This window comes from Allobosea vaviloviae (genome assembly GCF_001298265.1).
Classification (GTDB): domain Bacteria; phylum Pseudomonadota; class Alphaproteobacteria; order Rhizobiales; family Beijerinckiaceae; genus Allobosea; species Allobosea vaviloviae_B.
Map to the genome: position 1 here is coordinate 129,437 of NZ_LGSZ01000045.1, position 19,515 is coordinate 148,951.

Annotated in this window: 20 protein-coding genes; 7 read left to right on the forward strand and 13 right to left on the reverse strand. The window is 66.8% G+C overall.

Annotation, left to right across the window (positions count from 1 at the left end; all coding sequences use genetic code 11):
* Positions 1 to 4: 4 nt before the first annotated feature.
* From AE618_RS14610 to AE618_RS14635, 6 genes are all read left to right on the forward strand, one after another.
* On the forward strand, positions 5 to 889 hold the full coding sequence (locus AE618_RS14610; protein ID WP_054209796.1) for a cytochrome c1: 885 nt from the start codon (positions 5 to 7) through the stop codon (positions 887 to 889).
* Positions 890 to 1,028: 139 nt separating this feature from the next.
* Positions 1,029 to 1,907, forward strand: a complete 879-nt coding sequence (locus AE618_RS14615) for an S-methyl-5'-thioadenosine phosphorylase (RefSeq protein WP_054209797.1) — start codon at positions 1,029 to 1,031, stop codon at positions 1,905 to 1,907.
* An 18-nt stretch (positions 1,908 to 1,925) separates the two neighbouring features.
* Positions 1,926 to 2,453 carry an adenine phosphoribosyltransferase gene (locus AE618_RS14620; RefSeq protein ID WP_054209798.1) on the forward strand — a complete coding sequence of 176 codons (528 nt, stop codon included), beginning with the start codon at positions 1,926 to 1,928 and terminating at the stop codon, positions 2,451 to 2,453.
* Positions 2,454 to 2,465: 12 nt separating this feature from the next.
* Complete coding sequence (gene mtnA, locus AE618_RS14625; RefSeq protein WP_054209799.1) at positions 2,466 to 3,575, forward strand: S-methyl-5-thioribose-1-phosphate isomerase; 1,110 nt, start codon at positions 2,466 to 2,468, stop codon at positions 3,573 to 3,575.
* Positions 3,572 to 4,216: a class II aldolase/adducin family protein gene (locus AE618_RS14630; RefSeq protein WP_082365272.1), complete on the forward strand. Its 645-nt coding sequence runs from the start codon at positions 3,572 to 3,574 to the stop codon at positions 4,214 to 4,216. The genes mtnA and AE618_RS14630 overlap by 4 nt, the downstream gene beginning before the upstream one ends.
* Before the next feature lie 66 nt (positions 4,217 to 4,282).
* Positions 4,283 to 5,584 carry a GGDEF domain-containing protein gene (locus tag AE618_RS14635; protein WP_054209801.1) on the forward strand — a complete coding sequence of 434 codons (1,302 nt, stop codon included), beginning with the start codon at positions 4,283 to 4,285 and terminating at the stop codon, positions 5,582 to 5,584.
* A gap of 44 nt (positions 5,585 to 5,628) precedes the next feature.
* Here AE618_RS14635 and AE618_RS14640 read toward each other — a convergent pair whose 3' ends face one another.
* The 10 genes from AE618_RS14640 to AE618_RS27400 form a co-directional block, all read right to left on the reverse strand.
* Positions 5,629 to 6,564 (reverse strand): dihydrodipicolinate synthase family protein, encoded by a 936-nt coding sequence (locus AE618_RS14640; RefSeq protein WP_054209802.1) that lies wholly within the window; start codon positions 6,562 to 6,564, stop codon positions 5,629 to 5,631.
* Between the two features lie 53 nt (positions 6,565 to 6,617).
* Positions 6,618 to 7,829, reverse strand: coding sequence for a M24 family metallopeptidase (locus AE618_RS14645; RefSeq protein WP_054209803.1), 1,212 nt, complete (start codon positions 7,827 to 7,829; stop codon positions 6,618 to 6,620).
* Between the two features lie 57 nt (positions 7,830 to 7,886).
* On the reverse strand, positions 7,887 to 8,606 hold the full coding sequence (locus AE618_RS14650; RefSeq protein ID WP_197280793.1) for a GntR family transcriptional regulator: 720 nt from the start codon (positions 8,604 to 8,606) through the stop codon (positions 7,887 to 7,889).
* A 395-nt stretch (positions 8,607 to 9,001) separates the two neighbouring features.
* Positions 9,002 to 10,099: a TRAP transporter substrate-binding protein gene (locus AE618_RS14655; RefSeq protein WP_054209804.1), complete on the reverse strand. Its 1,098-nt coding sequence runs from the start codon at positions 10,097 to 10,099 to the stop codon at positions 9,002 to 9,004.
* Between the two features lie 145 nt (positions 10,100 to 10,244).
* A complete protein-coding gene (locus tag AE618_RS14660; RefSeq protein ID WP_054209805.1) occupies positions 10,245 to 11,141 on the reverse strand; it encodes a ketopantoate reductase family protein in 897 nt (298 codons plus the stop codon).
* Positions 11,138 to 12,301, reverse strand: a complete 1,164-nt coding sequence (locus AE618_RS14665) for an alpha-hydroxy acid oxidase (RefSeq protein ID WP_082365274.1) — start codon at positions 12,299 to 12,301, stop codon at positions 11,138 to 11,140. Before AE618_RS14665 ends, AE618_RS14660 begins: the two co-directional genes overlap by 4 nt.
* Positions 12,302 to 12,454: 153 nt before the next feature.
* Complete coding sequence (locus AE618_RS14670) at positions 12,455 to 13,468, reverse strand: MaoC family dehydratase (protein ID WP_054209806.1); 1,014 nt, start codon at positions 13,466 to 13,468, stop codon at positions 12,455 to 12,457.
* A 52-nt stretch (positions 13,469 to 13,520) separates the two neighbouring features.
* Positions 13,521 to 14,618: a redox-regulated ATPase YchF gene (gene ychF / locus AE618_RS14675; RefSeq protein ID WP_054209807.1), complete on the reverse strand. Its 1,098-nt coding sequence runs from the start codon at positions 14,616 to 14,618 to the stop codon at positions 13,521 to 13,523.
* 17 nt (positions 14,619 to 14,635) lie between these two features.
* Positions 14,636 to 15,046: a PIN domain-containing protein gene (locus tag AE618_RS14680; protein WP_197280794.1), complete on the reverse strand. Its 411-nt coding sequence runs from the start codon at positions 15,044 to 15,046 to the stop codon at positions 14,636 to 14,638.
* Positions 14,967 to 15,293 carry a ribbon-helix-helix domain-containing protein gene (locus AE618_RS27400; RefSeq protein WP_082365284.1) on the reverse strand — a complete coding sequence of 109 codons (327 nt, stop codon included), beginning with the start codon at positions 15,291 to 15,293 and terminating at the stop codon, positions 14,967 to 14,969. Before AE618_RS27400 ends, AE618_RS14680 begins: the two co-directional genes overlap by 80 nt.
* Positions 15,294 to 15,468: 175 nt before the next feature.
* Between AE618_RS27400 and AE618_RS14685 the strand changes: the two genes are divergently transcribed.
* Entirely contained in the window at positions 15,469 to 16,065 is a 597-nt protein-coding gene (locus AE618_RS14685) for a hypothetical protein (protein ID WP_054209809.1), read from the forward strand.
* Between the two features lie 15 nt (positions 16,066 to 16,080).
* Here the strand turns inward: AE618_RS14685 and pth are convergent, their stop codons facing one another.
* The 3 genes from pth to AE618_RS14700 all read right to left on the reverse strand — a co-directional run bounded on the left by pth (position 16,081) and on the right by AE618_RS14700 (position 19,419).
* The gene (pth, locus tag AE618_RS14690) at positions 16,081 to 16,695 is read right to left on the reverse strand and encodes an aminoacyl-tRNA hydrolase (protein WP_054209810.1); all 615 of its coding nucleotides are present in this window, start codon (positions 16,693 to 16,695) and stop codon (positions 16,081 to 16,083) included.
* Positions 16,696 to 16,775: 80 nt separating this feature from the next.
* The gene (locus AE618_RS14695) at positions 16,776 to 17,405 is read right to left on the reverse strand and encodes a 50S ribosomal protein L25/general stress protein Ctc (protein WP_054209811.1); all 630 of its coding nucleotides are present in this window, start codon (positions 17,403 to 17,405) and stop codon (positions 16,776 to 16,778) included.
* Positions 17,406 to 17,553: 148 nt separating this feature from the next.
* The gene (locus AE618_RS14700; protein WP_054209812.1) at positions 17,554 to 19,419 is read right to left on the reverse strand and encodes a putative bifunctional diguanylate cyclase/phosphodiesterase; all 1,866 of its coding nucleotides are present in this window, start codon (positions 19,417 to 19,419) and stop codon (positions 17,554 to 17,556) included.
* Positions 19,420 to 19,515 lie beyond the last annotated feature (96 nt).

The window sequence follows — 19,515 nt, forward strand, 5'->3', positions numbered from 1 at the left end:
AAACATGAGCACGCTTTCGTTCCGCCTCGCCCTGACCGGGCTCAGCCTCGGCCTCGGTCTCGCCCTCGCCGGTCCTGCCGCCAACGCAGCCGAGGGGCGCGTCGAGCCGCCGGCGCTGAGCTGGTCCTTCTCCGGGCCCTTCGGCCATTTCGACCGGGCTCAGCTGCAGCGCGGCTACAAGATCTACAAGGAAGTCTGCGCGAGCTGCCACGCGGCTTCGCTGATGAAATTCCGCAACCTGGCGCAGCCAGGCGGGCCCGAGTTCTCGGCGAGCCAGGTCACGGCGCTGGCCGCGACCTTCCAGGTCAAGGACGGCCCCAACGATACGGGCGAGATGTTCGAGCGGCCGGGCCGGGCGGCCGATCCGTTCCCGTCGCCGTTCGCGAACGAGCAGGCCGCCCGCGCGGCCAATGGCGGCGCCTATCCGCTCGACCTCTCGGTGATCGCCAAGGCGCGCACCTATGAGCGCGGCTTCCCGCGCTTCATCTTCGACATCTTCACGCAGTACCAGGAGCAGGGGCCGGACTACATCGCGGCGCTGCTGACGGGGTACAAGGACCCGGCGCCCGAGGGCATCACGCTGCTGCCCGGCCAGTACTACAACACCTATATGCCGGGCCATCTGATCGCGATGCCCAAGCCGCTGAACGACGGACAGGTCGAGTTCCCGAAGGGACCCGATGGCCAGCCGCAGGTGCCCGAGACCGTGGCGCAGTACGCCAAGGACGTGACGGCCTATCTGATGTGGACGGCCGAGCCGCATCTCGAGCAGCGCAAGCGCATCGGCCTGCAGGTCATGCTGTTCCTGTTCATCTTCTCCCTGCTGCTTTATTACACGAAGAAGAAGGTCTGGGCGCGCATGCCGGACGGCTCGCCTCTGCACCACTGATCGCATAGGATATCAGCAGAGAGCCCCGGAGACGGGGCTCTCTTCGTTTCAAGCGGGCGGTTGCGCTTGCTGCTGCGATCATTTGATAAGACCGTCACACAACCCTGTTCCCGTCGTTGCTTTGGCCGGAGAATCACGCATGAGCGAAGCCGTTCTCGGAATCATCGGCGGGTCGGGCATCTATGACCTGCCGGGGCTGACCGATCTGCGCGAGGAGCGCATCGAGAGCCCCTGGGGCGAGCCGTCCGACGTGCTGCGGATCGGCCGCATCGGCGGCACGAAGATCGTCTTCCTGCCGCGCCATGGCCGGGGTCATGCGATCCCGCCCTCCGAGATCAACTACCGCGCCAATATCGACGTGATGAAGCGGGCGGGCGTCACCGACCTGGTTTCGCTGTCGGCCTGCGGCTCCTACAAGGCCGAACTCTATCCCGGCCTGTTCGTGCTGGTGGATCAGTTCGTCGACCGGACCAGCGGACGTGCGAGCTCGTTCTTCGGCAAGGGCTGCGTCGCGCATGTCTCGCTCGCCCATCCGGTCGGCCCGGCACTGCGGGCCAGGATCGCCGACGCCGCCACCGCCGAGGCGCTGCCCTTCGTACAGGGCGGCACGCTGGTGACGATGGAAGGGCCGCAGTTCTCGACCTATGCGGAATCGATGACCTACAAGACCCTCGGCTACGACCTGATCGGCATGACGGCGATGCCCGAGGCCAAGCTCGCCCGCGAGGCCGAGATCACCTATGCGACCGTCGCGATGGTGACGGATTACGACTGCTGGCACGAGGAGCACGGCCCGGTCGACGTCGCGGCCGTCGTCAAGGTGCTGCATGAGAACGCTGACAAGGCCAAACGGCTGGTGGCCCGGCTCGCCGTCGACTTCCCGGCGCAGCGCATTGCCTGCCCGGTGGGCTCCCACCATGCGCTCGACAATGCCATCATCACCGCGCCCGATGTCCGCGATGCCGCCGTTCTGGCGAAGCTCGACGCGGTGGCAGGGCGCATCCTGAAGGCGGCCTGACCCGATGAAGCGACATCCATGAATCTGGCCGACACCATCCGCGCGATTCCGGACTATCCCAAGCCCGGCATCATCTTCCGCGACATCACCACGCTTCTCGGCGATGCGCGCGCCTTCCGCCGCGCCGTGGACGAGCTCGTTCAGCCCTTCGCGGGCTTGAAGATCGACAAGATCGCCGGCATCGAGGCGCGCGGCTTCATCCTGGGCGGAGCCGTGGCGCATCAGCTCTCGGCCGGTTTCGTGCCGGTGCGCAAGAAGGGCAAGCTGCCGCATGAGACGGTCAGCGCGACCTATACGCTCGAATACGGCACCGACGAGATCGAGGTCCACAAGGATGCGGTTGCGCCGGGCGAGCGTGTCCTGCTGGTCGATGATCTGATCGCGACGGGCGGCACGGCGGAGGGGGCGGTCAATCTTCTGTCGCGGCTCGGCGCGGAGGTCGTCGCGGCCTGCTTCATCGTCGACCTTCCGGATCTGGGCGGTGCCGACAAGATCCGGCGGCTGGGCGTTCCGGTGCGCACGCTGGTCTCCTTCGGCGGGCATTGAAGAGGGCGCGCCATGAAGATCCACGGGCAGGCCTATCGGACGATCTGGCTGGCGCAGGATGGCTGGCGGGTCTGCGTCATCGACCAGACGCGGCTGCCCTTCCGCTTCGAGACCGTGACGCTGTCATCGAGCGAGGCGGCGGCAGAGGCGATCCGCAGCATGGTCGTGCGCGGCGCGCCGCTGATCGGCGCGACGGCCGCCTATGGCCTGGCGCTGGCGATGCGCGCGGATGCCTCCGATGCGGCTCTGGAGGCGGCCCTATCCCTGCTCGGCGCGACGCGACCAACGGCGGTCAACCTGCACTGGGCGCTCGGGCGGATGCGACGCGTCCTGACGCCGCTCGAGCCTGGCCGGCGCGCCGAGATGGCTTATTCCGATGCGGCGCTGATCTGCGACGAGGACGTCGCGCTGTGCCGTGCCATCGGCGAGCATGGGCTTGGGCTGATCCGTGCCATCGCTGCGGAGCGGCCGGCGGGCAAGACCATCAACATCCTGACCCATTGCAATGCCGGCTGGCTCGCCACGGTCGATTGGGGCACGGCGCTGGCGCCGATCTATCTCGCGCATGATGCCGGCATCCCCGTCCATGTCTGGGTCGACGAGACCAGGCCGCGCAACCAGGGCGCGGCGCTGACGGCCTATGAACTCGGGGCGCATGGCGTGCCGCATACTGTCATCGCCGACAATGCCGGCGGGCATCTGATGCAGCATGGCGAAGTGGACATGGTGATCGTCGGCACGGACCGGACGACGGCGACGGGCGATGTCGCCAACAAGATCGGCACCTATCTCAAGGCGCTCGCGGCGCATGACAATGGTGTGCCCTTCTATGTCGCGCTGCCGTCCACGACGATCGACTGGTCGATGTCGGATGGCCTGCGCCAGATCCCGATCGAGGAGCGCGCGGCGCGCGAGGTCACGCATCTGGCAGGGCTCGGCGAGGATGGCGAGGTGCATTCGTTCCGCGTGGTCGCGCCGGGCAGCCCTGCGGCCAATCCCGCCTTCGACGTCACGCCGGCTCGGCTCGTCACCGGGCTGATCACCGAGCGTGGCGTGGCGCCGGCCAGCGCCGAGGGGCTCGCCCGGCTGTTTCCGGAACAGGCGAGGGGAGCTGCGGCATGAGCATGATGGAGCTTGCGGCGGAGATCGTCGCGGTCGCGCAGGCGATCGACAAGGCGGGTTTCTGCCCCTCGAAATCGGGCAATGTCTCGGCGCGGACGGAAGCCGGCTTCCTGATCACGCCGTCGGGCCTGCCCTATGCGCAGACGACACCGGAGGATCTGATCGAATTGTCCCTCGACGGCGCGGTGCTGTCAGGCGCGCGCAAACCTTCGTCCGAATGGCCGTTCCATCTGGCGATCTACAAGGCGCGGCCTGAAGCGCAGGCGATCGTCCACACCCATTCGCCGCGTGCCACCGCCCTGTCCGCGACGCGACGCGGCATCCCCGCCTTCCACTACATGATCGCGCTGTGCGGTGGCGCCGATGTGCGCTGCGCCGAGTATGCGACCTTCGGCACGCCGGAACTGGCTGAGAACGCGGTCAGGGCACTGGAGGGCCGCAAAGCGGTGCTGCTCGCCAATCACGGCGTGATCGCGCTCGGAGCCTCTCTGGCCGGCGCGCATCAGATCGTGGCGGAGGTCGAGAACCTCGCCGGCCAGTATCTCGACATTCTCGCGACCGGGCTTGAACCCGTCATTCTCGACGAGGCGGAGATGGCGCGGGTCAGCGCCAAGTTCGCGGGCTACGGCAAGGTCGGTTGAACCCGGCGCCCCGGGGGGGGCGACGCATCTTACGGCTTGTTAATGCCTATGCGTCATCCAAGTGGCATGATCCTCACGCGGTATCTGCTCGACTCGCTGGACATGCTCGGCATCGCCGCCTGCGAGTATGATGCGCGTCTCGAGGCGGTGAGCTGGAACGACACCTTCCTGCAGTTCTTTCCCGAGGATGGCGGAGCGATCTACGCTGGCGAGCCTTATGCGGACAATCTGGTCCGGTTCTATCGCGGTCGCCTGTCTCCGGAGGAGATGCCGGAGATCGAGCGCTACGTCGCCGAGGGCGTCGCCCGCCACGTCAACCAGACGCAGCCATTCGAATTCATCCATAACGGCCGCCGGCTTCGCGCCTCCTCGCTGCGTGCACCCGAGGGCGGCCGCGCGCGCCTGTGGCAATGTCTCGACGCCCCGAGCCAGGCCAGCGAGAGCGCCGCTCCCGCCCCGCCGGCCATCGATGCGCTGCGCTTCATTCCCGACGGCGCCACCATCCTCGACGCGTCGGATCGCATCATCGCGGCGAACGAGGCGTTCGAACAGCTCTACGATCTGCCGCGCGACCATCCCGTGGTCGGCCGCTCGCTGGACGAGATCATCGCCTGGTGCTGGCGCGACGCTTCTCCCGCGGGCGCCTGGCGCGCCGCGATCCGCAATGGCCTGCGCTATGATGGTGCGCCTTTCGAGATCGAGTTGCCGGGCCAGCGCTGGCTCAGGGTGATCGCCCGCCACGGCGCAGGCGGCATCGGATTCTTCACCCATGCCGACATCACGATGGCCAAGCGCCAGCACATCGAGCTTATCGAGGCGCAGGCGGCGCTGCGGCGAGCCAATGCCGAATTGGCGAAGCTCGCAGATACCGATGGTCTGACGGGGCTTGCCAACCGGCGCGCCTTCATGGAGTTCCTGGCGACAGAGGGCCGCAAGGGCCGCCCGCTGTCGCTGCTGGCGATCGATGTCGATCATTTCAAGGCGATCAACGACCGCTTCGGCCACCTCGTCGGCGATGCCTGCCTGAAGCTGATCGGGCTGACCGTGGCGGAGCAGGCGGGCGGGCCCGGACGGCTGGTCGCGCGCATCGGTGGCGAGGAGTTTGGCGTCGTGCTCGGCGGGGCATCGCCGGACGATGCCCGCCGGACGGCGCTGGCGATCCGCGCGGCTTTGGCCGGTGCGCCGTGGCGAGGCCTTCATCCCCATCTGGATGCCGCCACGATCTCGGTCGGGCTCTGTTCCGGCGCGGGGCCGGTCGATGGGGCAGCACTGTATGCCTGCGCAGACGAAGCGCTCTATGCGGCCAAGCGCAACGGACGCGACCGCATCGAAGCCTGCCGGTTGCCGGTGAGCCGCCTCACGGCGTGATCTCACCGACAGCTTGCGGTGCTGGGTAGCCTGGCTCTGGTGTGTCAGCCCTCGGCCCAGTCCGCGTACCAGCGCTTGAACAGCGCGAGCTGGGTCCGGGCGAAGTGCTTCTGGCCGGTGCTGAGGCTGTCGGAGGCGTTGAAGTGCAGCTCGTATTCCGGGCTTCCTTCGAGAACCATCAGGTATTTGTAGAACAGCACGAGGTCCGGCCCCTCGTCGAAGCTCGACAAGACGGCGAGTGCGCTGTCGAGTTCGAGTGCCTTGGCGCGCGCCGCGACATCCCCCTTGGCAGCCTGCTCGCAGAGTGCGACCAGATGCAGGACGGGCTTGGGCAGGACGTTGCCGATGCCGGTGATGGCGCCGGAGGCGCCGCAATTGACGAAGCCGTGGAAGACCTGAGTATCGACGCCGACCATCAGGGTGATGTCATCCGACTGGCCGGTGATGTTCTCGGCCGCATAGGTCAGGCTCTTGGCGCCGCCGAACTCCTTGAAGCCGATCAGGTTCGGATAGCTCTCGCGCAGCTTGAAGAACAGCTCGGCACGGGTCTCGAAGCCGTAATAGGGGCTGTTGTAGATCACCGCCGGCAGGCCGTTGGCGGCTTGCAGGATCGCGCCGAAATGCGCGGCCTGTGCCGAGGCTGAGGGGCCGCGCGACAGCACGCGCGGGATGACCATCAGCCCCTTGGCGCCGACCTCTGCCGCATGCTTGGCCAAGGCCGCCGCGCGCTGCGTGTTCTGCGCGCCGGTGCCGACGATGACGGGGATGCCCGCCTTCGTGAGCCGGGCGGTGCCCTCCATGCGCTGCTCGTCGGTCAGCAGCGGCCAGTCGCCCATCGAGCCGCAATAGACCACCGCGGACATGCCGGCGGCGATCAGTTCCTGGCCCTTGCGCACGAGGGCATCGAAATCGGGCGTGAGGTCGGCCCTGCAGGGCGTCATAAGGGCCGGGATCGTCCCGGAGAAGATGTTCGAAGCCATCTGCTTCTTCCTTTGGGTTGTGTTCTGACGGTATCGGGTGGCGGGGTTGTCGTTCAGGCTTCGTAGGCGAAGGGGTCGTCGACGGTGTGGGCGGGCTGGGTGAACCAGCGCGCGCCGTCCTGCGTCATGTAGGCGATGTCCTCGAGGCGCACGCCGAACTCGCCGTAGATGCAGATCATCGGCTCGATCGAGAAGCACATGCCGGGCTGGAGCGGGGTCTTGTTGCCCTTGACCATGAAGGCCTCCTCGTGGACGTCGAGGCCGAGCCCGTGGCCGGTGCGATGAGGCAGGCCGGGCACCTTGTAGCCGGGGCCGAAGCCGGCCGCCTCGATGACGCCGCGCGCACCGAAGTCGACGTTCTCGCAAGGGGCGCCGAGGCTGGCGGCCTCGAAGCCGGCGAGCTGGGCCGTCTTCTCGAGGTTCCAGATCTCGCGCTGGCGCTCGCTCGGCTCGCCGAAGACATAGGTGCGGGTGATGTCGGAGCGGTAGCCGCCGACCTTGGTGCCCATGTCGATCAGCACCATGTCGCCATCGGCCAGCGTCTGCTCATGGGGCACGCCATGGGGATAGGCGGTCGCCTCGCCGAACTGGGCGGCGCCGCTGGTCCAGCTCATGCCGAGCTTGCGATGGGCCTGGTCGAGGAAGTGCTTGACCTGCGCGGTGGTGACGCCGACCTGCAGGGTCCGGGCGGCGGCGCGGTGAACCTCCATGGTGATGTCCATGGCGCGCTGGATCAGCGCGATCTCCGCCGCGGACTTGAGTTGCCGGCAGGCTGCGGTGATCGCGTTGCCTTGGGTGAAGGAGAAGCGGTTGCCGGCCTTGCGCAGGCCGTCGACGATGTAGAACGGTGTCTGTGGATCGAGCGCGACCTGGCCGCTCTCGTAGCCCATGCTGCGGATGGTCTCGATCACCAGCTCGGTCGGATCTTCATGCTCCTCCCAGCAGCGGACGTCGTCACCGAACTTCATGTATTCGCGCGTCTTGGGCTCCTCGAAAGCCGGGCTGAGATAGGCGATCTCGCCCTCGACGGGGATGACCGCGCCATGCAGCCGCTCGGTCAGGCCGATCTGGATGCCGGTGAAATAGGCCAGGCTCGTCGAGGTATCCAGATAGAGCGCCTGAAGGCTCTGTTCGCGCAGAAGCTTCTGCGCCTTGGCGATGCGCTGCTTGAACTCCGAGACCGCGATCGGCTCGATGCCGTCCGTCATCGGCTTCAGCCTGGCGAGTTCCGCCTCGAAGCTCGATCCGCCTACTCCGATCGTCATGGTCGCTTGTCCTGGTTGGTCAGTCTCGAGAGCCGTGGGATGTCAAACAGATGCGCTTCAGGCGGCGGGTGCGTGTGGCTCGGCCAGCTTGGCCTCGTCGGCGTGCAGGAGTTGCAGCAGGTCGTGGCGCACCGCCATGACGTGATCGAGCGTCAGCTTGGCCGCGCCCTCGGCATCGCCCGCACGGCAGAGCTCCAGCAGGGCGGCGTGCTCGCGCTTGGCGCGCGTCGTCGCGCCGTCGGACATGGCGAGCTGGACGCGGGTGTAGCGGTCGGTGTTGGCCAGCAGAACCCGCACCAGTTCGAGCGTCTGGCTGCGGCCCGAGGCCCGGTAGAGCGAGAGATGGTATTCACGGTTGAGTTCGCCATAGGCCTCGAGATCCCTCCCCGCGATCGCCGCCGCATAGTCGGCAAGCAGGGCCTCGGCGCGAGCGAAGTCGCTCCCGGTCAATCGCGGCACGGCGCGGCGGATCAGGTCAGGCTCCAGCATGGCGCGCAGGTCGAAGAGTTCGGCGATGTCGAGCGCCGACAACGCGGTCACCACGGCGCCGCGATGCGCGTGGAGCGTGACCAGCCCTTCCGCGGCGAGCTGGTGGAAGGCCTCGCGGATGGGGATGCGGCTGATGCCGAACTCCTTCGCCAGAGCATCCTGCCGCAGCGCTTCGCCGGCCACGACCGCGCCCGAAAGGATACGGCGGCGCAGCTCGACCACCGCGGCGCCGGTCATCGTCTGACGAAACTGCGGCAGTTTGGAGCGCATGGACAACGGCGCGGTCATGCAGGTTTCCCGTTCGACACGCTCTCGCGGTCGGCCTGACAGAGCCAGACAAACGGCGCGCCTGTCAATTGGATAAAATCTACAATATCTAACTTCTGCTGGTTCGCCTTTGGCGTCTCGGCCTCATGCGACTCTGGTCGCGCCCTCCCCGGCCGCGTGCGAGGCGAACTGCCTGCTTCACCTGTCGAGAATTGCTGAAAACGCCGCCGCGTCACGCATGGGTTGCGAGACGATGGAGGTCTCCCACCCATGCGGTGCGACGCACGCGCATGGTTGGAGCAAGCAGATGCGTGACTCCGTGGCGACCATGGGCTTTGCGATCATGGGCTGGTCGGCGGAACAATCGAAGCCAGGGCGCCGTCAGTGGCGCCCCGAGAACCGTGGTGCAGACGCCGTCAGCCGTCCTGCCAGCGCTGCTGAATCGCGGTGGCCGACATCAGGTCGAAGGAGAGGTCCGAGATCTGCCAGTAGCGCGTGCTGTCCTGCTGGAAGGCCCAGAGGTGGTCGTAGATCTTCTTGAAGGCCGGGTTGGCGGCCGACATCTCGGCGTAGAGATCCTTGGTGTGCTTGTAGCTCTGCCTGAGGATGTCGTTCGGCAGCGGGCGCAACTGGGCGCCGCCCGCGATCAGCCGCTTCAGGGCCGGCGGGTTCAGGGCGTCGTATTTCGCCTGCATGTCGTGGCCGGCGGCCATGGCGCAGTGCTTCAGCACCTTCTGGTAGGTCGGGGGCAGGCTGTTCCACTTCTCCAGATTGATGAAGAAGCTGAGTTCGGCGCAGCCGTCCCAGAAGCCGGGGTAATAGTAGTAGGGCGCGACCTTGGCGAAGCCGAGCTTCTCGTCGTCATAGGGGCCGACGAATTCGACCGCGTCGAGGACGCCGCGCTCCAGCGCCGGATAGATGTCGCCGGCGCCGAGCTGTTGCGGCACCACGCCCATCTTCTGCAGGACATTGCCGCCGAGCCCGCCGATCCGCATCTTCAGGCCCTGGAGATCGGCGACGGACTTGATCTCCTTGCGGAACCAGCCGCCCATCTGGGCGCCGGTGTTGCCGGCCGGCAGGTTGTAGATGTTGAACTTGGCGTAGAACTCGTTGAGCAGCTCGAGCCCACCGGCATGGAAGAGCCAGGCCTGCATCTGGCGGCTGTTGGGCCCCCAGGGGATGACCGTGCCGAAGGCGAAGGCGGTGTCCTTGCCGATGTAGAAATACGAACCGGAATGGCCCATTTCGACGGTGCCGTTGGTGACGGCGTCGGCAACCTGCAGGGCGGGCACGATCTCGCCGGTGGCGAAGACCTGGATCTTGAACTTGCCGTCCGTGATCGCCGAGACGGCCTCCGACAGATAGGTGCAGGAGCCGTAGAGCGTATCCAGCGACTTCGGATAGCTCGAGGCCAGGCGCCAGGTAACGGTCGGCTGGCTTTGGGCGATCGCGGGCGAGGCGATGCCGGCGGCGGCGCCGACGCCGGCGCCCCTGAGAAATGATCTGCGCTTCATGGGAACTTTGGTCTCCGGGTTCGTTTCCTGCCGGCTCTGTTCTTGTTGTTTGCGCTGCCGGCGCAGGCAGCATGGCATGGCGGTTTGACGTGCTGCAATCGCCGCTGCCGCATGCCCGCGTGGCGATCGCTCCATGTCGCTGCCCTCAGGTGCGGGCGCTTTCCTCCATCAGCTTAACGATGGCGGTCAGCAGCCGGTTGGCTGGCGTCGCGATCCCGAGCGCCGCGCCGGTGCGCATGACATAGCCGTTGAGATGGTCGATCTCGGTCGTCTTGCCGCGTGCGAGGTCCTGGGCCGTCGACGACGACTGGTCGGGCATCCCGGCAGCCAGCCCCATAACGACGTCGAGAACATCGTCGTCGACACGGATGCCACTGCCGCGGGCGACCGCGAGACATTCGGCGACGATGTCGGCCATGCAGGCCCGGACGCCGTCGACCGCGATCATCCGGCCATAAGGGAGCTGGGGGATGGCCGAAAGCGCGTTGTAGGCACAGTTCACGATGAGCTTGGTCCAGAGAGCGCCGACGACGTTGTCGGAGATCTCCGTCTTGATGCCGGCTTGCCTGAAAGCGTCGGCGATCGTCGCGCTGGATGGGCCTGGCCCGATGACGAGTTCGCCTCGGCCGTGATGCCGGACATGGCCGGGACCCGCCATTTCCGAGGCGACATAGACGGCAGTCGGCAGAACCGGACGGCCCAGCACCGCCTGCAGGCGCTCGGCATTGTCGACGCCGTTCTGCAGGCAAAGGACCGCAGCCTCGGCATCGAGATATGGAGCCATCTCCCGGCCGGCCTGCTCGGTATCGCCGGATTTGACGCAGAACAGCACGGCGTCTGCCGCTGTCATGCCCGCAGCCTCCGTGGTGGCCTCGGCCGACAGGGTTTCCGTGAAGGCGCGCGTTTCGAAGACGAGCCCGCGCTCTTCGATCGCCCGAACGTGCTGGGGCCGGGTGATCAGCGTGACCGCATGGCCGGCGCGAGCCAACATGGCGCCGTAATAGCAGCCGACGGCGCCGGCCCCCATGATCGCGATCTTCATCGGTTGGCTCCCTGCCTGGGCCAGAGATGCTCGCTGCTGAGTTCGGCGGCTTCGGCGCAACCGAGATGGATCAGCGTGTTCAGGAACTCGGCCTGAAGAATGTCGATGATGCCGGCCGGGCCGCGTTCCAGCCCAAGTGCGGCAACCGCAAACAGGAACGGACGCCCCAGCAGCACGAAGTCCGCCCCAGAAGCCAGGCTGCGGGCGATGTCGTCGCCGCTGCGGACGCCGCTGTCGAGGATGAGCTTCAGCCGATCGCCGCAGGCCTCCCGGATCGCCGGCAGGACCTCGATCGAGGCGGGAGCGGAATCGAGCTGGCGCCCGCCATGGTTGGAGACGACGATGCCGTCGGCGCCGAGGCGCTCCGCCCTCACCGCGTCCTGCGGGTTGAGGATGCCCTTGATGACCAGATGATGCGGCCAGGCCTCTCGGATGACCTCGATCCGCCGCCAGTCGAGCCCGGGGCAGGACAGCTGGCGCGAGACGAATTCGGCATGGGCGAGGCCGCTCATCGCGCCCCTGACGTCAACAAAATTCGCCATGCCCGGACGTTCGCCCAGCGCCGCCCGCCACAGCCAGCGCGGATGGGCCGCGACGTCGAGGATGGTCTTGAGCGAAGGCTTGAGCGGGATCGAGAGGCCGTTGACGAGATCGCGCGGGCGCTTGCCGGGAACGGGGATGTCGATGGTGACGACGAGGGTGGTGACGCCGGCAGCGAGCGCGCGCCGCATCAGGCCGGCGGCGATGGTCTCATCCGATCCCGGATAGAGCTGGAACCAGAGATTCTCTTGCGCAATCTCCGCGATGGTCTCGATCGAGGTCGTCGCGGCCGTGGAGAGGCAATAGGGAATGTTGCGGGCCTTGGCCGCCCTGGCGAGGGCGCGATCGGTGCCGGGCCGGATCAGGTCGGCGAAACCCATCGGGGCGACGCCGAAGGGGGCTGCATAGCGGCGGCCGAAGATCGTCACCCCGGATTGCGCCGCGGAACAGTCGCGCAGCGCCTGCGGCATCATTGCGATCCGTTCGAAGCGCTCGCGATTGCGCCGCACAGCGGCCTCGGAGCCAGCGCCGCCGTCGACGAAGTCGAAGATCGCGCGCGGCAGGCGCTTGCGGGCGCTGGCGGCCATCTGGCCCGTGGTGAAGACGCGTCCGGTCGGCACGGCTCGAACTCCTCCCTGTCGGCTGTTCTCCGGCCGCCGTTCCCGCAGCTTTGAGCTGTCCTGCCTACAGGCTGGATTCCGATTCCAGAAGCATCGCGACCGCGCGGGCCACCGGCAGGAAAAGCAAGGCGGCCGGCCCAGGCGACCCGGGTCTCAGCCGGGCTTGCGCTCGACGAAGACGCAGCCGTCGAAGCTGAAGACCTCGTTGCCGTCCTGGTTGACGCCGGTGTTGTGGTGGAAGAACAGGCCCCATTGCGGGCGCGAGGCGCTGGTGCGCTTGTCGGTCACCGTCGAGCGATAGGTAATCCGGTCGCCGGCAAAGACCGGCCTCGACCATTTCAGGTTGCGGAAGCCGGGCGAGGGGCCGAGCCGCGGCGCATGCCCCGCCCCGAAGGCGGCTAGCTGGCGCCGGCGATGCGTGACCATGGTCGCCATCCAGACCGAGGCCGTGTGCCAGCCGGAGGCCGCGAGCTGGCCGAAGGAGGAGGCGCGGGCCGCCTCCTCGTCCATGTGGAAAGGCTGGGGATCGAAGGCGCGGGCGAAGGCGACGATTTCCTGCGCCGTGAAGACGCAGCTGCCGAGCTCGAAGCTCTGGCCGATCGCGATGTCCTCGAAAAAGCGGGCGGCCTCGGTCGGTGCCTGCGGCGGCTCGATCGGGGAGGGGAGGGCCGGCGGTATGTAGCGCGGCGGATAGGCAAGCCAGTCGCCCGGGGCCTGGGCGGCGTCCGACCCGCGGCGGCCGAACATGATCCAGTTCGCCTGCTCCAGCACCGGTTCGTCGCGCTGGTTGAGGAGTTCCAGCCGGAAGCGGACGAGGCCCATGTCCGGGCGCGAGCGCGAGGGCTTGATCTCGGTCACGGTGCGACGGCCATGAAGCACGTCGTCGGGCTGCACCGGGCGCAGCCATTTGACCTCCTCGATGCCAGGCGCGCCCATTCCGGCCGAGTTCAGCAGGAAGCTTTCCGCCATCAGCCGCATCAGCAGCGAGCAGCTGTGCCAGCCCGAGGCGATCAGTGTCCCGACGAAGCTCGTCTTCGCCGCTTCCGGATCGACATGGAAGTCCTGCGCGTCGAAGCGCGAGGCGAAGGCGACGATGTCTCCTTCCGAGACCGCGATGCTGCCGGTGTCGACCGTCTCGCCGACGATGAAATCCTCGAAATACAGCATCGCGTCGCGGGCCCTGCTCAGTTGGCGTCTCTGCTCGATTTGACGTCTCGGCTCAGTTGGCGAAGCGGAAATGCAGCACGTCGCCGTCGGCGACGACGTATTCCTTGCCTTCCAGCCGGAACTTGCCGGCTTCGCGAGCGCCCGACTCGCCCTTGTTGGCGATGTAGTCGTCGAAGGCGATCGTCTCGGCGCGAATATAGCCCTTCTCGAAGTCGCTATGAATGACGCCGGCGGCGGCGGGGCCCTTGGTGCCCTTCTCGATCGTCCAGGCGCGGGCTTCCTTGGGGCCGACCGTGAAATAGGTGACAAGGTCGAGCAAGGTGTAGCCGGCGCGGATGACGCGGTTCAGGCCGGGCTCTTCCAGGCCGACGGCCTCGAGATAGTCCTTCTGGTCGGCGGCGGGCAAAACCGCGATCTCGCTCTCGATCTTGGCGGAGACGACGACCGCGACGGCGTTCTCCTCGGCCGCGCGTACCTTCACGGCCTCCGAGAAGGCGTTGCCCTTGTCGGCGGCGGCTTCCTCGACATTGCAGACATAGAGCACGGGCTTGGAGGAGAGCAGGCCGAGCGTCTCGAACATCTTGCGCTCGTCGGCGGCGACCTGGACGAGACGGGCCGGCTTGCCGTCGCGCAGCAGGACCAGGCAGCGGTTCATCAGATCGGCCAGTTCCTTGGCATCCTTGTCGCCGGTCTTGGCCTTCTTCTCGAGCGGAACGACGCGCTTCTCGAGGCTTTCGAGATCGGCCAGCATCAGCTCGGTCTCGATGATCTCGATGTCGTTGATCGGCGCGACCTTGCCCTCGACATGGGTGATGTCGCCATCCTCGAAGCAGCGCACGACATGGGCGATGGCGTCGCACTCACGGATATTGGCGAGGAACTGGTTGCCCAAGCCTTCGCCTTTCGAGGCGCCGCGCACCAGGCCGGCGATGTCGACGAAGGTCAGCCGCGTCGGGATGGTCTCCTTGGAACCGGCGATGGCGGCGAGCTTCTCCAGCCGCGGATCGGGCACCGCGACGTCGCCGACATTGGGCTCGATGGTGCAGAACGGATAATTCGCCGCCTGGGCCGCCGCCGTCTGCGTCAGCGCGTTGAAGAGGGTCGACTTGCCGACATTCGGCAAGCCGACGATACCGCATTTGAAACCCATGGTGGTCTTTCGAAGTGTCAGATGGTGAGCACGGCGTCGATAGCCGTCGAGAAAGGATTGATGATCGTCAGATCGCCAATCTGCTGCCCGGACGCAAGGTCTTCAGACAGAAAGATGTCGCAGCCATGTGCGAGGGCGGCGGCAATCATCGTCGAATCGAAGAACGAGAAGCGGTAGCGCGCATGGAGCGACAATGCGTCGAGCGACGTCTGCGCGGTCATGGCGGCCTTGCACCACGGCGTCATCGCGAGCAGAAAGCGCGCCAGTTCGTCCCGCGTCACCGCGGGGAACTTGCGCAGGACGTTGTGGGCAAACTCGTTCATGACCTGTGGGCTGATGACGATCAGATCACGCTCGGCGAGCGCGCTGATCCAATGCCGCGCGATCGCCTGCTTCTGCGGTTCGCGGGAGTCGTTCAGATACAGCATCACGTTCGTGTCGATGAAGCAGGCGGTCGGCATAGATGTCCTCGCGACTGGCTCGTTCGCTCGTGATCCCGGGAAGATCGGGGCCGGCGAGGAAAGCATCCAGCGCTGCCCTCTGCGTCAAGGCGCGGCCGACCCGGCTTTCCGCCAACTCCGCCATGAATTTCGACATGCTCTTGCCTTCGCGCGCCGCCTCGACCCGCATCCGGCTGTAAAGATCATCGGGCAGGGTGATGGTGATGTTCTTCATCGCATGCTCCATACAGGCCCATATCGTGTTTCCGTGTTTCCGTGTCAAGCCGAGCCAATGACTGCCGGCAACGGGGCGCTCTTGGGAACGCTCTCACGCGAACGTGCGTGGCAGGGTTCAAAGCCGGGGCGCACGAATTGCCCCGCGACATTCTCCCAGCAATGGAAATCTGCCCATGCGTTCTCTCGCCACCGCCTGCATCATCCTGGGACTGACTGTCTCCGCCTCCGCCCAGTCCCCCACCACGCGCATCCGCGGCGAGGTCGAGAAGGCCGAGGGCGACACGCTTATGATCAAGACGGTCGACGGCGCCTCGGCGAAGGTCTCGCTGGCGTCGGGCTATGCGGTCGGCGGGGTCGTCAAGGCGACGACGGCCGACATCAAGAAGGGCGGCTTTATCGGCGTCGGCGCGCGGCCCCAGCCGGATGGATCGCTGCTGGCGGTGCAGGTCTTTATCTTCCCCGAGGCGATGCGTGGCACGGGCGAGGGGCACCGTCCCTGGGGCGTGCTGCCGGATTCGACGATGACGAACGCCACCGTCTCGGAGACCGTCTCGCGCGTCGATGGCGCCAATGTCGTGCTCACCTATCCCGGCGGCGAGCAGAAGGTGGCGATCACGCCCGACGCCAACATCATCATGGCGGCGCCCGCCCAGCCTTCCGAGCTGGTCGCAGGCGCGCAGGTCGCGATGACCGCCACCAAGCAGGCCGATGGCAGCTTCAGCGCGAACCGAGTCACCATCGCAAAGTCGAGTGCGCAGCTGCCCTACTGATCGAGGCCCCTGGCCTCAGTCGGCCGCCTTCTCGCCCAGTCGTTTCACCGCGCCGTGGCCGCGCGCCTCCATGAACAGGTGAACCTTGTTCTGGAAGCCGGCGTCGTCGTGCCTGGCCAGAAGCTCGGCGTTGTCGGTGCAGGCGGTGCAGAGATCCTCGACCCAAGGCAGTTCGGCCTTGCCGAAATCGTTCAGCACATAGGCGTGGACGAGTTCCTTCAGGCCGGGATGGCCGATGCCCATCCGGACCCGGCGATACTCGTTGCCGATCGCGGCGGTCGTCGAGCGCAGGCCGTTATGCCCGGCATTGCCGCCACCGAGCTTGATCCGGAGCTTGGCCGGGGCGAGGTCGAGTTCGTCATGGAAGACGATGACGTCGGCGGGCTCGACCTTGAAGAAGCGGGCGGCCTCGCTGATCGAGCGGCCGGATTCGTTCATGTAGGTCTGCGGCTTGAGCAGGACGATCTTTTCGCTGCCGATCGTCGCCTCGCTTGCCTGCGCCTGGAAACGTGCGCGCCAGGGCGAGGCGCGATGGCGCCGCGCGATCTCGTCGAGCGCCATGAAGCCGATATTGTGGCGGTTCCCGGCATAGCGGGAGCCCGGGTTTCCCAGGCCTGCGAAGATCAGCATGATGATTGTATTCCGCTAGATAGCAAAACGGCCGGGAAACCCCGGCCGTTCGCATTCTTGCATAGTCCCTGTCGGGGCCATCAAGCCTTCGGCTTGGCCTCGGCGGCGGGGGCAGCCGCCTCGGCCGTGGCCTCCTCGGCCTCCTCGGCCATCGGCGGGACGATGGTGACGATCGTGGCGTCGGAGCCGACCGTCAGCTTGGCGCCCTTGGGCAGCTTGATCGCGCTGGCTTCGAGCGCATCGCCGATCTCCAGGCCCGCAACCGAGACCTCGAAGAATTCAGGGATGAACTCGGGCTCGACGGTGATCTCAAGCGCATGCTCGACGATCTGCACCGCGCCGCCGTTCTTGACGCCCGGCGAGGCATCCTGGCCGACGACATGGACGGGAATCTCGACCGTCACGGTCTGGCCGGCGGCGACGCGCAGGAAATCGACATGGATCGGGAAATCCTTGACCGGGTCGAGCTGGTAGTCGCGCGGAATGACCCGCTGCTTCTTGCCGTCGACGCTGATTTCGAACAGCGTGGTCAGGAAATGGCCGCCATAGATCATCAGGCGGGTCTTGTTGGCGTCGAGCGCGATCGCCTCGGGAGCGGCGCCGCCCCCGTAGATCACGGCGGGTGTCAGGCCTTGACGACGAACTGCACGGGCGGCCCCCTTGCCGACCTGTGCGCGCGCCGAAGCCTCGATTTGCTTCACGGCGGTCATGGTTTTAGTCCTTGCTTGAAATGACAAGGCCGCCTCAAGGCGGCCTCTTTGCGGTTCAGCGCCCGTGCCTCCAAGGGTGTCAGTCGGGCGCTGGCAGGCTCATAAGCGAAATACGTGGCGATCTCAAGTCCGGGAGGGCATCTGGCGCCTACGCGGCCGTGGCGACGAGGCCTGCCAGCGCGCGGGGGGGCCCGTCGGGCTTCTGGCCGAAGCGCTGCAGCAGCTCCGCGACGATGCCCGCCGGCATGGCCTGCGCGTAGAGAAAGCCCTGGCCGAGCCGGCAGCCCATGGCTTGCAGCCACTCCGCCTGTGCTTGCGTTTCGATGCCCTCGGCGATGATCTTCATGCCGAGCCGGTTGGCGATGCCGACCATGGCCTCGACGATGACGCTGCTCTTCGCGCTGCTCTGGGCCGCCGCGATGAAGGAGCGGTCGATCTTGATGATGTCGACCGGGAAATCCAGCAGATGGGTCAGCGAGGCGAAACCGGTGCCGAAATCGTCCAGCGCCACCGGGATGCCATGCTGGCGCAGGGACTCGATCGTCCGGGCGACGCTGTCCTTGCGTCCGCCCATGAAGACCTGCTCGGTGATCTCGATGACCAGGTGCGCAGGCGGCACCTGCACGCGCTCGAGCGCCTTGACGACGCGCTGGACCAGATCACCCTTCTGGAAGTCGGCCGAAGTGACGTTCAGGCCGACATGCTGGAAGTTGATGCCGGCACGCCGCCACGCGGCCATGTCGGCCGCGATCGCAGCCAGCATCTGCCCGGAGATGCGGTGGGCGACCTTCGGATCGAGCATGGCCTCCTGGAACTCGCCGGCCGAGGCGATGCGCCCATCCGGCATGCGCATGCGGCACAGCGCCTCGAGGCCGACGATTTCGTCGGTATCGATGCGGATGATGGGCTGGTAGTGGGCGGCGATGCGTCCGTCGGTGAGCGCCTGGTCGACGTCGCGCCTGACCTGGAGACGGCGCGTCATCGAGGTGCGAAGGCCGTCCTTGAAGCGGACATAACCGCCGCGTCGCGTCTCCTTGGCGTGATACAGCGCGAAATCGGCGTTCTGGCGGAGCGTCACCGCGTCCTCGCCATCCTCTCCCGCAAGCGCCGCACCAATGGTGACGCTGGGAATGATGCCGTGGCCGTCATGATCGAGCGCGGCCGACATGGCCGCCAAGATGGCGCAGGCGACGGAGCGCATCTGCGCCGCCTGCGTGCAGTCCGGCAGCAGGACAGCAAACTCGTCTCCGCCGATCCGGCAGGCCATTCCGTCGCCGATCACGGCCTGGAGCCTGGCACCGACGGTGGCGATCAGGGCGTCTCCGGCGCCATGCCCCATGGTGTCGTTGATCGCCTTGAGATGGTCGATATCGATCAGCATCAGGCCGAAATCGAATGGCGGCACGGCGCTCATGCGCGTGATCGCGTCGTTGAAATGGACGCGGTTGGGAAGGCCCGTCAGCGTGTCGTAGTACGCAAGACGGTGGTTGCGGGAGCGCACCTCCTCGTGCTCGATCGCGATGGCGCAGAGATGGACGCAGGTCGCGACGATCTGGCGTTCGAGCTCGTCGGGACCACGCTTTCGGTCGTAGTAGAAGGCGAAGCTGCCGACCACGCGCCCGTCCCGGGCCTTGATCGGGCTCGACCAGCAGGCGCGCAGTCCAAGCGGCAGGACCAGAGACTCGAACCCCTGCCAGAGCGGATCGGTCGCGATGTCGGTGACGCAGACGGGCTCGCCGCGATGGATCGCCGTGCCGCAGGAGCCGACGCGAGGGCCGGTGGCGATACCCGTCACGGCTGCCGCGTAGCTCTCTGGGAGGCTGGGGGCGGCCAGCGCCACGAGCCTGTTCTCGTCATCGACGGTGACGACCGAACAGATCACGCCCTGCGTGATCGCCTCCGCCCGCAGGCACAGGCGCTCCATGATCGTGCGGAGAGACTCGCCGCGTGCGACCGCCTCCAGAATCTCGTTCTGAAGGGCTTGCAGGCCTTCGGCTGAGCCGATTTCACGCATTTGGGTACCCCGGTTGACCGTGCGGCAACCTATGTCAGCGGAGCGTGAAATCGCAGTTTCGGATTTGGTTCAAATTGTTCGCAAGCGGCGCTGCGG

Bases quoted from the DNA above. Each gene is read 5' to 3' on its own strand.
- AE618_RS14610 (WP_054209796.1), top strand. From the start codon at position 5: ATGAGCACGCTTTCGTTCCGCCTCGCCCTGACCGGGCTCAGCCTCGGC.
- AE618_RS14615 (WP_054209797.1), top strand. From the start codon at position 1,029: ATGAGCGAAGCCGTTCTCGGAATCATCGGCGGGTCGGGCATCTATGAC.
- AE618_RS14620 (WP_054209798.1), top strand. From the start codon at position 1,926: ATGAATCTGGCCGACACCATCCGCGCGATTCCGGACTATCCCAAGCCC.
- mtnA (WP_054209799.1), top strand. From the start codon at position 2,466: ATGAAGATCCACGGGCAGGCCTATCGGACGATCTGGCTGGCGCAGGAT.
- AE618_RS14630 (WP_082365272.1), top strand. From the start codon at position 3,572: ATGAGCATGATGGAGCTTGCGGCGGAGATCGTCGCGGTCGCGCAGGCG.
- AE618_RS14635 (WP_054209801.1), top strand. From the start codon at position 4,283: ATGATCCTCACGCGGTATCTGCTCGACTCGCTGGACATGCTCGGCATC.
- AE618_RS14640 (WP_054209802.1), bottom strand. From the start codon at position 6,564: ATGGCTTCGAACATCTTCTCCGGGACGATCCCGGCCCTTATGACGCCC.
- AE618_RS14645 (WP_054209803.1), bottom strand. From the start codon at position 7,829: ATGACGATCGGAGTAGGCGGATCGAGCTTCGAGGCGGAACTCGCCAGG.
- AE618_RS14650 (WP_197280793.1), bottom strand. From the start codon at position 8,606: ATGACCGCGCCGTTGTCCATGCGCTCCAAACTGCCGCAGTTTCGTCAG.
- AE618_RS14655 (WP_054209804.1), bottom strand. From the start codon at position 10,099: ATGAAGCGCAGATCATTTCTCAGGGGCGCCGGCGTCGGCGCCGCCGCC.
- AE618_RS14660 (WP_054209805.1), bottom strand. From the start codon at position 11,141: ATGAAGATCGCGATCATGGGGGCCGGCGCCGTCGGCTGCTATTACGGC.
- AE618_RS14670 (WP_054209806.1), bottom strand. From the start codon at position 13,468: ATGCTGTATTTCGAGGATTTCATCGTCGGCGAGACGGTCGACACCGGC.
- ychF (WP_054209807.1), bottom strand. From the start codon at position 14,618: ATGGGTTTCAAATGCGGTATCGTCGGCTTGCCGAATGTCGGCAAGTCG.
- AE618_RS14680 (WP_197280794.1), bottom strand. From the start codon at position 15,046: ATGCTGTATCTGAACGACTCCCGCGAACCGCAGAAGCAGGCGATCGCG.
- AE618_RS27400 (WP_082365284.1), bottom strand. From the start codon at position 15,293: ATGAAGAACATCACCATCACCCTGCCCGATGATCTTTACAGCCGGATG.
- AE618_RS14685 (WP_054209809.1), top strand. From the start codon at position 15,469: ATGCGTTCTCTCGCCACCGCCTGCATCATCCTGGGACTGACTGTCTCC.
- pth (WP_054209810.1), bottom strand. From the start codon at position 16,695: ATGCTGATCTTCGCAGGCCTGGGAAACCCGGGCTCCCGCTATGCCGGG.
- AE618_RS14695 (WP_054209811.1), bottom strand. From the start codon at position 17,405: ATGACCGCCGTGAAGCAAATCGAGGCTTCGGCGCGCGCACAGGTCGGC.
- AE618_RS14700 (WP_054209812.1), bottom strand. From the start codon at position 19,419: ATGCGTGAAATCGGCTCAGCCGAAGGCCTGCAAGCCCTTCAGAACGAG.